The 13,374-nt window shown below is 60.6% G+C and carries 9 protein-coding genes; all 9 read right to left on the bottom strand.

The genetic code is table 11. The annotated features are described in order from the left end of the window. Window positions 1–238: 238 nt before the first annotated feature. Window positions 239–1,540, bottom strand: coding sequence for a glycosyltransferase (locus ACPDIT_RS00970; RefSeq protein ID WP_423440743.1), 1,302 nt, complete (start codon window positions 1,538–1,540; stop codon window positions 239–241). A gap of 480 nt (window positions 1,541–2,020) precedes the next feature. Continuing rightward, a complete protein-coding gene (locus ACPDIT_RS00965) occupies window positions 2,021–3,448 on the bottom strand; it encodes a hypothetical protein (protein ID WP_423440741.1) in 1,428 nt (475 codons plus the stop codon). Window positions 3,449–3,857: 409 nt separating this feature from the next. Continuing rightward, window positions 3,858–4,067 (bottom strand): hypothetical protein, encoded by a 210-nt coding sequence (locus ACPDIT_RS00960; RefSeq protein ID WP_423442554.1) that lies wholly within the window; start codon window positions 4,065–4,067, stop codon window positions 3,858–3,860. Continuing rightward, a complete protein-coding gene (locus ACPDIT_RS00955; RefSeq protein WP_423440739.1) occupies window positions 4,009–5,004 on the bottom strand; it encodes a glycosyltransferase in 996 nt (331 codons plus the stop codon). The genes ACPDIT_RS00960 and ACPDIT_RS00955 overlap by 59 nt, the downstream gene beginning before the upstream one ends. Window positions 5,005–5,170: 166 nt before the next feature. Beyond that, window positions 5,171–6,481: a polysaccharide biosynthesis C-terminal domain-containing protein gene (locus ACPDIT_RS00950; RefSeq protein ID WP_423440738.1), complete on the bottom strand. Its 1,311-nt coding sequence runs from the start codon at window positions 6,479–6,481 to the stop codon at window positions 5,171–5,173. A 47-nt stretch (window positions 6,482–6,528) separates the two neighbouring features. Beyond that, complete coding sequence (locus ACPDIT_RS00945; RefSeq protein WP_423440736.1) at window positions 6,529–8,568, bottom strand: FkbM family methyltransferase; 2,040 nt, start codon at window positions 8,566–8,568, stop codon at window positions 6,529–6,531. A gap of 58 nt (window positions 8,569–8,626) precedes the next feature. Next, complete coding sequence (wecB, locus tag ACPDIT_RS00940) at window positions 8,627–9,766, bottom strand: non-hydrolyzing UDP-N-acetylglucosamine 2-epimerase (RefSeq protein ID WP_423442553.1); 1,140 nt, start codon at window positions 9,764–9,766, stop codon at window positions 8,627–8,629. 890 nt (window positions 9,767–10,656) lie between these two features. After that, window positions 10,657–11,073, bottom strand: a complete 417-nt coding sequence (locus tag ACPDIT_RS00935; protein WP_423440735.1) for a GxxExxY protein — start codon at window positions 11,071–11,073, stop codon at window positions 10,657–10,659. A 980-nt stretch (window positions 11,074–12,053) separates the two neighbouring features. Then, the gene (locus ACPDIT_RS00930) at window positions 12,054–13,172 is read right to left on the bottom strand and encodes a DegT/DnrJ/EryC1/StrS family aminotransferase (RefSeq protein WP_423440733.1); all 1,119 of its coding nucleotides are present in this window, start codon (window positions 13,170–13,172) and stop codon (window positions 12,054–12,056) included. Between the last annotated feature and the right edge of the window lie 202 nt (window positions 13,173–13,374).

Genomic DNA, 13,374 nt, shown 5'->3' with positions numbered 1-13,374 from the left:
CTGAACGGCCGCTGATAAAGGCGGACGTGCGCCAACCTTGTCCCCGCTGCAAGTAACGGCCCGCAAGAGGCTAGGATCCCCAAGATCTGCATCAGGCGACGATGAAAAAACACGCCTCAGAATTTCAACGCTACATACACACGCCAGTGAACGGACTGACACAATCCCTGGGCGACCGTACGGCTCATTCCGTACGAGAAAACCATTCGTTGTCAACGGTATGACGGTTCAAACGGGCTTATTGTGCGATGTAATTACCATCCTCAATCACACCACGAAGCACCGAGTCCCAAACATCGCCGAGTGTATCCCAACTACATTCCTTCGGGGGAGTGTAGCGTTTCGGGTCGCGCCCGAGTAGGGACCTTAGATATTCGGCCATGTCCGTAACCTCGTCAGCGCAGTAGGCTTCACCGTGCCCAAAAAGATATTCCCGCGCTTCTGCGTTCCGTGGAGCAACCATGAGGATGGGTACGCCAAGCCCGAGGAGCTCAAAAAGTTTACCGGTAAGAACGCCCAGCTCGGTCGCCGCCTCACTGTTGACTGACACAACCACAACGGCACAGTGCGCTCCTTTCAGTGCGGCCACCGCCTCGGACCACGGAACGCGGCCGTGACACGTCACGCGCGAAAGCATGCCCAGCTCCGCAGCGTCTTTTCGCACCAGGTCACCCTGGGCCCCGTAATAATGGAACTGCCACCTTAGTGTGGGCGTATCAAGGCGCTTCAAGGCCATGAGAACCGGCTTCAGAGTCCTCAGCGGAGGATACAAGGTCCCTGCATATACAATGGCAGGTTCGTCAAACGTCGCGGAGGGAACATTCTGCAATCTGTGCGCGTTGTAGCCGTTGGTTATGACGTGGACCTTGCGAGGCGGCAGGCTGAAGGCGCTCATCAACGTGCGCGCCAGCCCATGGGACACTGTGACAATTCCTGCCGCATGTTTGACAAGCTTGCGCTCGATGGGCCGCTGCCAGTAGTTGTGGAAGGTCTGCTTGTGCGGGTTTCCTACGCTCCAGAGGTCCCGATAGTCAAGTACATAGGGAATTTTCCAGTAGCGCGCCAGGGAGTACGCCGCCAAGTAGCAGCCGAGTGGGGGGCCGCCGTCGGCGAGAATTAGATTCGGCCTCCAGGAGAGCAAGGCACGAGCTGCGCGGTGAGCCGCGAAGCCCCAGGCGTGGACGACCAAGGTTTTGAAGGGGTTGAACGGCCGTACGCTCAAAAGATACAGAGGGCTGAGGAGGTGGGGTGGCGTTGCTGTGTAGAGGTCAGGGTTCAAATAGGCGAGGGGCGGGGACGCGTGGATGAAGTGGAGAGCGGTACCGGGGCGGTGTGGCGAGGGATGGTCATCAGCGTTTCTATGGCGCCACATGGTTGGCGGTACAGTAAGAACTGTGACGTTCCATCCGCGGGCTGCAAGTGCGCAGGCTGTGTTCCAGGTCCTGACGGTGGCTATAGCATTAAGAGGAGGAAATATTGCTGCTATGTAGAGCACGTGGAGCTTGGGATGTGGATCCGGACTCGCGTGATTCACGTGCATGGTCTGGGGCATAGGAAAAGCGTTTCAGGGTTAGAAGCGCTATCAGTTGTCAAAGGGACATTTTCCTAGCCAAAGGGCTCGCGCCAGAAAAGCTGGAACTCAAGATGTGCCCGTCTCGGCGCGTGGGTGACGGTCGAGTGCGCTATTCAGCGGGCGGTGTTGACGTGGTCGCGACTGGCTGTGTGCCGTGGGCATCTGGATTGAGATTCCATTGAAAGCCGCAGAAAGCGGGCTCGTGTTGGAGTGCGGTCAGTATTGAGGACTTGGTGCGCGCGAAGGCAGTGGTTCTCGATGAAGCGTCCAAGTGCGCTAGGCTCGCGATGAGGCGCCAAGGACCCTCGACACACGGAATCAGTGCCCCAGTGAAGGCCTGGCCTGGTGAAAAGAATGCGCATACCTCACAAGGGCCGTTGGTTGCAAAGCAAACGACCGTGCAGCGGAGGCTTCTTCTGATGTGCGAGCCTAAGTAGCCAGGCGGGCTCAGGGACGGCAGTGTCCAGTCGGAGCCGGCATCGCAAACCCTTTAGGATTCTGGTGGCCAGTAGGACGGGGCGCCGAGAGTGCTGTTGGCCTCGAAAGAAGTGCGCAACTGAATGCAAGCATAAACCACACGGGGACGGACACACGGTTCATGGTCAGCGTCGGTCCCCCGAGGGCAGCGCCAAGGAGCAACACGAGTAAAAGGAAAGACCAGAGGGCCAATGGACGGCGATGGAGGCGGCCACCCCAGGCCGCAACGCAAAAAACAAGATGAACAAGCAGGTATAGAACCAAGGAGATAAGGCCTCCCCTGTATAGGAACTCCAAATAACCGTTGTCCAACGGCACATCCGGTGGCGCATAGCCAAAGCCTCGAAAAGGTGCTGTGGAAAGAACGCGCTGCATGAGCTGCAAATTTACTGCAGCCCCTGCGAGACGATGGGAGGTAAAATGAGCGATTGCTCCCATTGGAGAGTCGATAGGCTGATCGAGAAATTTTCGAGCATAACTGCCGCCGATCGTCGTTTCACTGAACGTGATTCCCGCCAACAGGCTCAGCAGGGCGAGGAAAAGAGCAGCGCAGACAGTCAACGCGCGCCGGCTTCTTTTGAGCCCCAAAAGTACAGCAGTTGTCAGAAAGAGTGGGATGCCTCCGAGGAGAAAAGTCTTGGAGGCCGCTAAGACGCCGCCGAGGAGCAGCAGTGGTAGGGCTGCGAACAGTAGTGCGGTCCGCCGTCCCTGGGCGAAAACCAGAAATGCCCACGCCAACAAGGCAACGGAATATCCGAGTCCGGTCTCCAGAGGCTGATCAAAGATGCCGGTGTAGCGGCCCGTTGAAAGCGCGTTGGCCCATACCGACTGACCGGTTTCAGTGATGCTGCGGACGAAATATGGTGCAAGGTCCAAAAGATAGCCCCGCGACATGGCGAAGGCGAGCAGGGCGTTGAACGAAAAGACCGCAAGTGTGCCGTAGCATGTGGACGTAAACAAACGATTCAGTTGCAGCTGCGTAGTGTTCTGGATCAACGCCATGGCTATGCAGAGGGTCAGAAGTGGCTGCAGGAAATTGTCCAAAGCGGACAGCATGTCGGTGGAAAGCGACGTGTAAGCGATTGTGGTTGCAAGGCACCAAACGACGTTCGCGCCAAGTAAGCCTGCAACAAATAGCAGAGGAACGGGTATTGTGTAGTATGCGGTTGGGAATAAGCGGACGATCGAGACAATCCCCAAGGGATAGATGAGAAGATGGTCCAAGCGCAACGGGCCGAGGATGTAGGGGCCCAGGGTGCTTGCGAGGAGAACCGCAAGGATGAGCCTCGTGGTGGTGGTCGGCTGACCGGGATCTGGTTTGAGCGATCGCGTGCCACGACTGTCGTGGCAGGAATGTTGTCGGGATCCATAGCTGAGGCTGGGCTGCTGCGAGCGCATGATGAGGTGATCCTGGAAGGCGTGGGTGCCTACGGTTCCGCACAGGTGCATGCTTAGCGGCGCCTCATGGGGCGCTGCGTCCTTTTAGAAAAATGTGCGAATGTATGCGGTAAAGGCGCGGACATTGGATTTGTCGGGGCGGGAGCGGTAGTTAGCCGCATGCCGACCATGCGAACGGTCACCGTTTTGTACGGGCCGCCGCGGTTGGAAAGTCACGTCGAAGTGTTTCGCGGTGACGGTGAAAGCGGTCAAAGCCACCGACGTCTAGAATCCATAACCGACGTCGCCGGTTTTTGCCTGTGCCAAATCGGGAGCAGGGACAAGGAGAGAGCTATTCATCACAAGCCTCGCCGGGAAGGTGTGGCGTTGCGCAGGTTGCTGGCGATCGCAGATTTCACGGTCCGCTCTGCTAGGTTGATCCACGAGGACCTGCCGAATCGGATCTTCCGACTTCCGCGTTTGCGGGTCGAGCGCTGGAATCCTTGCCCTGGCCTTGTGCTTCAGCTCGTCGTAGCGGTCGAGCCGGCACTCCGACCAAAACGCTACCTGATGGAAAGCTCCTAGTGACGACGGCACCGGCCCCGACAATGACGTCGTCGCCGAGTTCGACTCCCGGCAGGATGACGGCGTTGGCGCCAATCCAACAGCGCTTCTCCGTAGCATGTCACCCTGTGGGCCAGCGAGTAGAGCCGAGCACTACTTTGAACCAGATGAGCTTGCAAGCCATAATAGTGGAAGCGCCACGGCAAGTCGTCGAGGTCCAGTAAACGCAGCGCGGCAAGGAGGGGGTCCAAGGTGCGCAGGGGCGGATAAAGAGTGCCAGCGTAGACGACCGCCGGCTCGGGAAATACGGTGGGGTCAACGCGGGCCACGACTTCAGGGTCGTAGCCGTTCGTGATGACTTCTGGACGTCGAGCCAAGTGCAGATGAGCTTGCAAGTTGTCCGCGAGCCCGTCGGAGACGGCCACTACCAGAGAGGCGTGTCGGGCGTAGCGGCGTTCCAGAGATGTCTGCCAGGCGCTGAGGCGTGACGAATTGTGAGGGTTGCCCGTTGTCCACAGGTCTCGATAGTCGAGTACGTAGGGGACGTTCCAGCGTCGGGCCAGGCGATTGGCCAGATAGAAGGAGGAGAGAAACGGGCCTCCCGTTGCCAGAACAATGTGCGGTGGATCGGTGTCGAGAGACTGGGCTGCGCGCAAGGCCGAGGGAATCCAGCCGATGGAGAGCTCGATACCCAGCGGGCGGCAGAGACGTCGAAATGGAGCGCCCGCCCACCAAGTGAGCTTGGGGCTGAATTGACGCCATTGATCGGTGTTGAGCCAACGAAGACGAGGCCGGACGCGCAGAACACGGAGGATATCCTTGTCAATATCGCGAAAGTCGGAAATGGTGTCGTCGACGCGTTGCCACACGGATTCGTCCAGCGTGAGAACGGTGACTTTCCAACCCAGAAGCGCGAGGTGCTTGGCCAGGTTGCGGCTTCGGTGGCACGCCACGGTCCTGTGCGGCGGAAAATGGTAGGCAATGAAGAGGAGGTGGGGGCGCGGTTGCGGCATGGGTCGAAGGCTTGTCGAGAGTTCGGGCTCGGTCCAGGACGCACGGCTTATGTGTTGAGAGGCAGGCGATCCCCCCACGTGACGCGCGGCGGCGATGGCACCTCGCATTGTGCATTCGCAGCCGGCGGTCTATCCGTAGGATGTCCGGGTTACGCCGAGACGAATCCTACCGGAATCGCAACAGAAGCTCGAGGCGGCTTCGGTATAAGACCCAGTCGGCGGCCCGCGGGATGAAGGTCTCTTTCCAACTGACCTGGGTAATCCGGGCGTAGAATCTTCCTGCGACAGCGAGGGCGAGGAAGTACGAGACGGAGGAGGCGAAGCCGGCGCCGACCATGCCCCACTTCGGAATCCACAAAAGGTTAAGCACAACGTTGAGGGCCAGGGCCGCGGCCCCGACGACGATGTTCAGGTGCGGTCTGCCGTACCCCGCCAGGAAGTTGCACAGCACGCGGGTGCCGCTCATGGCGACGATGCCGGGCAAGATGGCGTAAAAGCCAGAAAGGGCCGGCATAAACGCCGGGGGGAAGCACAGGACGAAGACCAGCGGCGCGCAGCAACTGAGGACCAAGGCGGCAAGGGCGGTAGCAAGAACGGTGGTGCGCATGAGAAGGCCCACGAACGGATCTGTGGGTTGCTGGCTTGCCGCTGCCGCTACGCGTGGTAGAAGGAGGGTCGCCCCTGCCTGGGAGATCATGTTGAGAGACTCGGCCGCAGCCACGGCAAGTGAGTAGAGGCCCACCGCGTCCGGGCCTTTTAACGAATTGAGAAGCAGGAGGTCGACGCGGTACAGGAGCATCGCAAGTATGTTTGCCACGTGGGCCTTGAGCCCATAGCCGAGCGCCTTGCGGACATAGGAACAACGCAGACGCAGGTCGACGGTTCCGGAGCGGCGGAGGAGGAGCACCAAGACGAACACTGCTGCGAGCCACCAGGCAAGCAAGATGGCTGACAAGGAAACAGCAACTGAAGGAGAAAAGGCAAGGAACGAGATTGCGAGGACCGTGACGATGAGGAGGGACTGGGCGACCCCTGCGGCGTTGTAGCCCTTGACCTCCCGGTAACCCAGAAGGATGGGCCTCATGAATGTGTAGAGCGTTTGAGGAACAAGAGCGGCGAAGGCCAGCAGGAAGTGAGTGGGTTGCGGCCCTTTGAACATGGAGTCAGCGGAGAGAAGTAGTACGAGGGCGCCAACAAGCGCTGAGGCTGCCGCGGCCAGCAGCCCAAGAAGAATGTTGTTCCCGATGATGGCGGGGGGCGGTAGCTCGGCACGAGCAGCGTAATAAATGGTCGCTGTCGGCAGGCCCAGGTTGGCCACAGCGACGAGGATGGAGGGCAGGAGTAGAGCAACTGTAAGCAGTCCGCGGCCTTCAGGGCCCAGATAGTGCGCGGTGAGCAGGCTGGACGCAAAGCCCGACAGCGCGCCGACCAGGCTTACTCCCAGTGTCGAGGCCCAATCTCTCGTGAAGCTGGCCATTCAGAGGTGCACGTGGTCCGGGCGGCGAAGCCTTGGGGTATCCCCGACTACTTGTCGGCTTGGATGTACGTGCTGAATGGGAGTCGCTGGATGCGAAAGCCGTGTCGACGCAGGAGGTCCATGATCGCTTCTTCGTCGTTCGAGCACTCAAGGACAACGCGCTGAGTTTTAGCAAGGGTCGCGGCCGCCCCTTTTAGCGCTTCGTACTCAGCGCCCTCAATGTCCAACTTGAGCACTCTGATGTGGGGGACTGCGGCGCAAATGTCGTCCAGACGTTCAGTGGGGACAGTTGCGGGGCTTTGCACGGACGACTCGGAGGTCTCGTTGGCGCACAGAGTGACTTGGCCCCAATGGCCTGGCTGAAAATGGAAAGTCCGCCTCCGTCCGGACTCGCTCCATGCAGCAGCCTGAACAATTCGAACGTTGTTCAGGCAGTTGAGGGCAAGATTCGTTTTGAGAGAGTTGGCCGTGTCGGGAAAAGCCTCCACAGCGATCACGTGTCCCATGGGGCCAACCCGCTTGGCGGCCAAAACCGTGTAGTATCCGACGTTTGCGCCGACGTCAACAAAGGTGTCTGACAGGCCTAGGAGGTCAAAGATGGCAGTCTCGACCGGTCCTTCGCGACGGGGCAGGACCGAATAGATGTCGTCGCTGCCGGGACGGATGCGGAAAACCACGCTTTTGGAGGTGTCACGCACCGTGCACGGAAGAGCACAGCGCGGGTTCCGAACTTCAGCAGGGTGGAAGAGGCGGTCGCAGAGATCAATGCATGCCGACAGGCACAAGGAGAGTTCGTCCCGGGTTGTTGCGCCGCGGAGGCGTGCGAGGATTCTGGCCCAGGTGCGAGTCGCGCCCTTGAGGTTTCTGAAAGCGGCGCGGATGGCGGAAAGCGCCCGAAGAAAAGGACCAGAGGGAGCGTTTTCCTGTGCCGTAAGTGCCTCATGGTACAGTTCCGTATAGCGGTGCCCGACGGTTTCGCGCGAAAACTTGTTCCGCAATGCTGCAGCAGCACCAAGAACGTTGAACTCTGCGTGGTGATCCAGCATCCGATCGACCGCGGCCGCAAGAGCCTGTGTGTCGCCCGGGGGTACCAGGAGTCCGCAGTCAGGCGTAACGATCTCTGGGAATATGCCCACGGTGGTCGCGAGCACGGGCTTGCCGATGCTGAGAGCCTCTATGGGGGCGATCCCGAACGTTTCGCATAGAGATGGATGGACCAGAAACGAACACTCGCGCATGAAGGCCGCGACCTCGGCTTTGCTCTTGAGACCGTGAAAGCGCACCACGTCCGCCAAGCCCAGGCGTGCGGTCTGGAGCTCGAGGTCGCTACGGGCCGGGCCGTCGCCAAGGATGTCCAGCACGAAATCGGTTCGCTTTGTGCGCAGTTGAGCAAGCGCGTCAAGCAGATGGTTGATGCCCTTGATGGGGCTCAGAAGTGCGACGACAAGGATGCGCTTGGTTGTCTGTGGCGGAGCCGGGGGAGCCTCAGTCGGGGTGAACAAGGTGGTGTCGATCACGTTGGGTACCACTGTGATTCGTGAATGTGGAGCAATTTCGCGGATATACTTCGCAAGGTACTCGCTCACCGGACAGACCCTGTGGCAGGAGTGAAACACTTTTCTGGCGATTCGCTGGTGCCTCGGCTTTAACAGCCGACGCGGAAAGACACTTGCGTGTTCGGTCACCAGTAGGGGTCTGCGATGCAGCCGTGCAAGAAGAAGGCCGGCGGCACCGGCGTACCACACGTGTGCGTGAATGATATCCGGTTTAAAGCGTCGGCTTCTGAGGTAGCGATAAGCAGCAAGGATTGACCATGCATAAGACAGAAAGGCGGATTTTGGAAAGGGAAGGCGGGGGTAGGAAATCCGCAAGGTCCGGATTTCATGCTCTAGGGAGTCGGAGATGTGCGGCTTGAAGCCGATCCGACGGTTGCGTTCTGCATACACAACCGCCACATTGGCGTAGAGGGCGGTCGCACGCACATGCTCCAGAATGAAGACACCGGCGACGGGGTGTGCGGGGGTTGGATACCACGCGGCGATGTGTAGAACGCGGAGGGTGCGCTGCGACGAGGATCTGGATTCCATAGGGCCTTGGATTTCGAAGTCCAGCAAACAGGGAGAGGACCGGCACGCAAGGGGCGTCCTAGGAGAGGTGATTGCGCCCGAGCAGAGTGGCGATGAGCCCGCTCGCCCTTGCGGGAACCTGCGGGTTCTGCCGAGTAGGCCGAGCTAGCTGCCGGGAGATGGCTCGCTCAATGTGAGTCGGTTCGGTGCCGGCCAAGACGTTGGCGCCGTGGGCGAGGGTTTCCACCCATTCCGTTTCGTCCCGCAGCGTGACGCACGGGACGCCGAGCCACCAGGCCTCCTTTTGCAGGCCGCCGGAGTCGGTCAGGATCACCCGCGCCGACTCCGTCAGGCGGAGCATGTCCAGGTAGCCCAGGGGCGGCAGGAGGCGCAGGTCCGCCCCGGGCACCGGCCGTACCACCGGGAGGTCACCATCCGCACAGTCCGGCTCGCGCAGGTGGGCCAACTCCTCGGACAGCCCCAGACGGGTCAGAACCTTCCGGGTGCGGGGATGCACGGGAAACAGCACGGGTCGTTCCCGGGCCAGCTCCGTTAGTGCGGACCATATCCCGGCCAGGCGGGTCGGTTCGTCCGTGTTTTCCGCCCGGTGAACTGTCACCAGAAAATAGGACCGGGGCTCCAGACCGAGCTGGTCGAGAATCCGCGACCGTTGCGCCGCAATCTGACGGGCCTCCAGGAGGGCCTCGTGCATGACGTCCCCCACCAGATGCACGCCCCGCGTGATGCCTTCCCGGGCCAGGTTCTCCACCGCCGTTTGTGTGGGACAGAACAGCAGGTCCGAACAGTGATCCGTCAATACGCGATTGATTTCTTCCGGCATGCGCTTGTTAAAACTGCGCAGGCCGGCCTCCACATGAGCCAGGGGCAGGTGCAGCTTGGCCGCGGCCAGGGCACCCGCCAGCGTGGAGTTGGTGTCGCCATAGACCAGAACCCAGTCGGGTCGGTGCTGGAGAAGGACGGGTTCCAGGGCGACGAGCATGCGGCCCGTCTGCTCGCCGTGCGAGCCGGAGCCGATGCCGAGATTTACGTCGGGCTCCGGCAGACCGAGTTCCTCGAAAAAAACGCGCGACATCGCGTCGTCGTAGTGCTGGCCGGTGTGCACCAGGATCTCGGTATGGCCCGCCTGACGCAGGGCACGGCTGACCGGCCAGGCCTTGATGAACTGGGGACGGGCCCCGACGATACTGACGATTTTCAAACTCACAGAATCCGGTGGGTTACAAACCGCAGAGTCCGTGGATCAAGAAGCCTACAGAGCACGCGGAAGACACAGAGTGTCTTTAAGCCCACAGAACACGCAGAACACACAGAATTCCTTCAAGCCCACAGATCACACGGAACACGCAGAACAACCCGCTTGTCTTGGATCGGTCCGCCGCCTTCCGGCGGCGGCTACGCTTTTTTCAAGAGCCCACAGAACACGCAGATCACGCAGAAGGACTTTTTTTGAAGCACCTGCCGAACGCGCAGACGAGCCAGCAAGCTGGCTCGGAGCCCGGGATTATCCCTGAATGCTGCGGAACCGGGGCGTCAATGTAGCCGCCGACGTCAGTCGGCGGAAACTCGGGCCTGGAATGGTCCGCCGCGTTCCCGCGGCGGCTACCTGGTTTCCCAAGAGCCCACAGATCACACGGGACAGGCAGAGGGCGCGCAGTAGTCACTTGGACTCCATCCGCCGCCTGACGGCGGCGGCTACCAGTTCTGAATCCGTAGCCACCGACGGGAGTCGGTGGATTTACCCATCTCGTCCTTTTTGAAAACCCCACCTGTGGATGCTCCTTGATTCTTGTTCCGGGTATTCTGCGTTGTGTGGGGTCGTTTCTGAGAATCTTCTGTGTGCTCTGTGGGCTTTTTCTTTCTGCGTGTTCTGCGTGGTCTGTGGGCTATTCTTTCTGTGTGTTCTGTGGGCTTCCTCGTAGCCGCCGACGTGAGTCGGCGGAAACTCGGGCCTGGAACTGTCCGCCGCGTTCCCGCGGCGGCTACGGAGACAGCCTCCGGAAGGCTCTGCATGATCTGTGGTTTCTGTTTTCTGCGTATTCTGCGTGTTCTGTGGGCTATTCTTTCTGTGTGTTCTGCGTGGTCTGTAGGCTATTCTTTCTGTGTGTTCTGCGGGCTGTGCGCGCGCGGACCGTGAACAAAGCGTTCATACTCCAGGCCCGGGTGGTGTCCGAAGTTGACCAGCAAGCCCACGGGGAGCCCGGTGGCGTGAAGATAGTTCAAGAGCTGGGCCCGATGTTCGTCGGCCAACGCGCTGACGGCCTTCACCTCGACCAGCACGGCATCGAAACACACGAAGTCCGGCTGATAGGTCTGGCGCAGCGGATGGCCTTTGTACTCCAGGCGCAACAGGGGCTGGGCGGCGAATGGAATCTGGCGCAGCCCGAATTCAATGGCCAGGCATTCCTGATACACAGCTTCGAGAAAGCCACAGCCTTTCTGGCGGTAGACCTCGAAACAGGCCCCCAGAATGGCATGCGTTTGGTCCTTCCAGGGAAACTCGCTCATGTCAGACCGCAGATCACGCAGAAGGACTTTTCCCGGAAGGACCCGCCGAGCCCGCAGAATGGGTTTTTGAGCCCACGGATCACGCAGAACCCACGGAATGTATTTTTAAAGCCCACAGATCACGCAGAATACACAGAACTCAAAAACTACAGAGCAGGGGGAATAGCCAGAGTCCTTTTCTCAAAGCCCACAGAACACGCCGAACACGCAGAACCCACAGAATCCTTTAGGCCCACAGATCACACGGAACACGCAGAACGACCCAGCATCTTGGATCGGTCCGCCGCCTTCCGGCGGCGGCTACGCTTTTTTTCAATAGCCCACAGAGCACGCAGAGTACACAGAAGGACCTTTTTTCAAGCACCTGTCGAACGCGCAGACCAGCCAGCAAGCTGGCTCGGAGCCCGGGATTATCCCTGAAAGCCGCGGAACCGGGGCGTCAATGTAGCCGCCGACGTGAGTCGGCGGAAACTCGGGCCTGGAATTGTCCGCCGCGTTCCCGCGGCGGCTACCTGTTTTTCCAAGAACCCACAGATCACGCAGAAGGCGCGCAGTAGTCACTTGGACTACATCCGCCGCCTTCCGGCGGCGGCTACCGGTTCTGAATCCGTAGCCACCGACGGGAGTCGGTGGATTTACCCATCTCGTCCTTTTTGAAAACCCCACTTGTGGATGCTCCTTGATTCTTGTTCCGGGTATTCTGCGTCGTGTGGGGGTCGTTTCTGAGAATCTTCTGTGTGCTCTGTGGGCTTTTTCTTTCTGCGTGTTCTGCGTGGTCTGTGGGCTATTCTTTCTGTGTGTTCTGTGGGCTTCTTCGTAGCCGCCGACGTGAGTCGGCGGAGGCTCTACCCTGAAATGGTCCGCCGCGTTCCCGCGGCGGCTAAGGAGACAGGCCCTTGAAGGCTCTGAATGATCTGGGGTTTCTCTGTTCTGCGTGTTCTGCGTGGTCTGTGGGCTTTTTGTCCTGCGGATTGCGGGCTTTACGATGAGTTCTCTGCAGTCAGGGCGCGGGCGAGGGCGTCGATGACGCGATCCTGATCGGCCTCGGTCAGGAACGGGTGCATGGGCAGGCTCAATACCTCGCGCGAGGCGCGTTCGGCCACGGGGAAATCGCCCCAGCGGTAGCCCAGGGAGGCGAACACGGGTTGTTCATGCAGGCATTTGGGATAATAGACCGCGGTGGGGATTCCCTCGGCCTGCAGCCGCTGCGCGACGGTGTCGCGATTCGGCACCCGAATGGTGTACTGGGCATAGACGTGGGTGTTGCCGTCGAGAACCTCGGGCACGGCATGGGGCAGGTGGAGCAGGGGACGGAGTCGTTCGGTGTACCGGGCGCCGAGTTGGCGTCGCCGTTCCAGCTCGGCGTCGAAATGCGGCAGTTTGGCCAGCAGGACGGCGGCCTGAAGGGTGTCGAATCGGCCGTTCATGCCCAACAGGGGATGATGATGGCGCTGCAGGCCGCCGTGGGTGCGGATGGCGCGCATTTTGTCGGCCAGGGCATCGTCGTTGGTAAACAACGCGCCGCCGTCGCCGTAACAGCCGAGGGGTTTGGCGGGAAAGAAGCTGGTGCTGCCGATGGTGGTGACCCCGCAACTGCGGCGGCCGTGGCGGGTGGCACCGAAGCTTTGGGCGGCGTCCTCGATCACCGGCAGGCCGTGGCGCGCGGCGATGGCGTTGATGCGGTCGTAGTCGGGCATCTGGCCGAAGAGGCTGACGGGCAGCAGGGCGCGGGTGCGGGGCGTGATGGCGGCTTCGAGTCGGTCGAGATCGATGTTGTAGCTGACCGGTTCGATGTCGACGAAGACGGGTCGGGCCCCGACCAGGGCGATGGCCTCGGCGGTGCTGATCCAGGTGAAGGGCACGGTGATGACCTCGTCGCCGGGCCCGATCTCGAGGGCGCGCAGGGCGATCTCGAGGGCGTCGGTGCCGCTGGCCACGGTGATGCAGTGGCGGACGCCGACGTAGTCGGCCAGGGCGGCCTCCAGTTCGGCGATTTCCGGGCCCAAGATGAACCGGCCGTGTTCGAGAACGGTTCGGATGCGACGGTCGATCTCCGTTTGATAGGCCCGATACTGAGACTTCAGGTCGATGAATTCCATGAGAAAGCCTGCAGATTGCGCAGCGGGGGGTGGGCTCCGGATCCCGCAGATGCGGTTTTAATCTTGCTCACCGGCACGCGCGGAGCATGCAAAATGCGCCCACGGAGCACGCGGAACACGCAGAGGGGGAGAACCCGTAGCCGCCGACGTGAGTCGGCGGAAGCTCGGCCTTGAAATGGTCCGCCGCCTTCCGGCGGCGGCT

It is taken from the genome of Limisphaera sp. VF-2 (assembly GCF_049537125.1).
GTDB lineage: Bacteria > Verrucomicrobiota > Verrucomicrobiia > Limisphaerales > Limisphaeraceae > Limisphaera.
The sequence above is the reverse complement of the archived record's forward strand: the minus strand, read 5'-3'. Positions and strand labels throughout refer to the sequence as shown.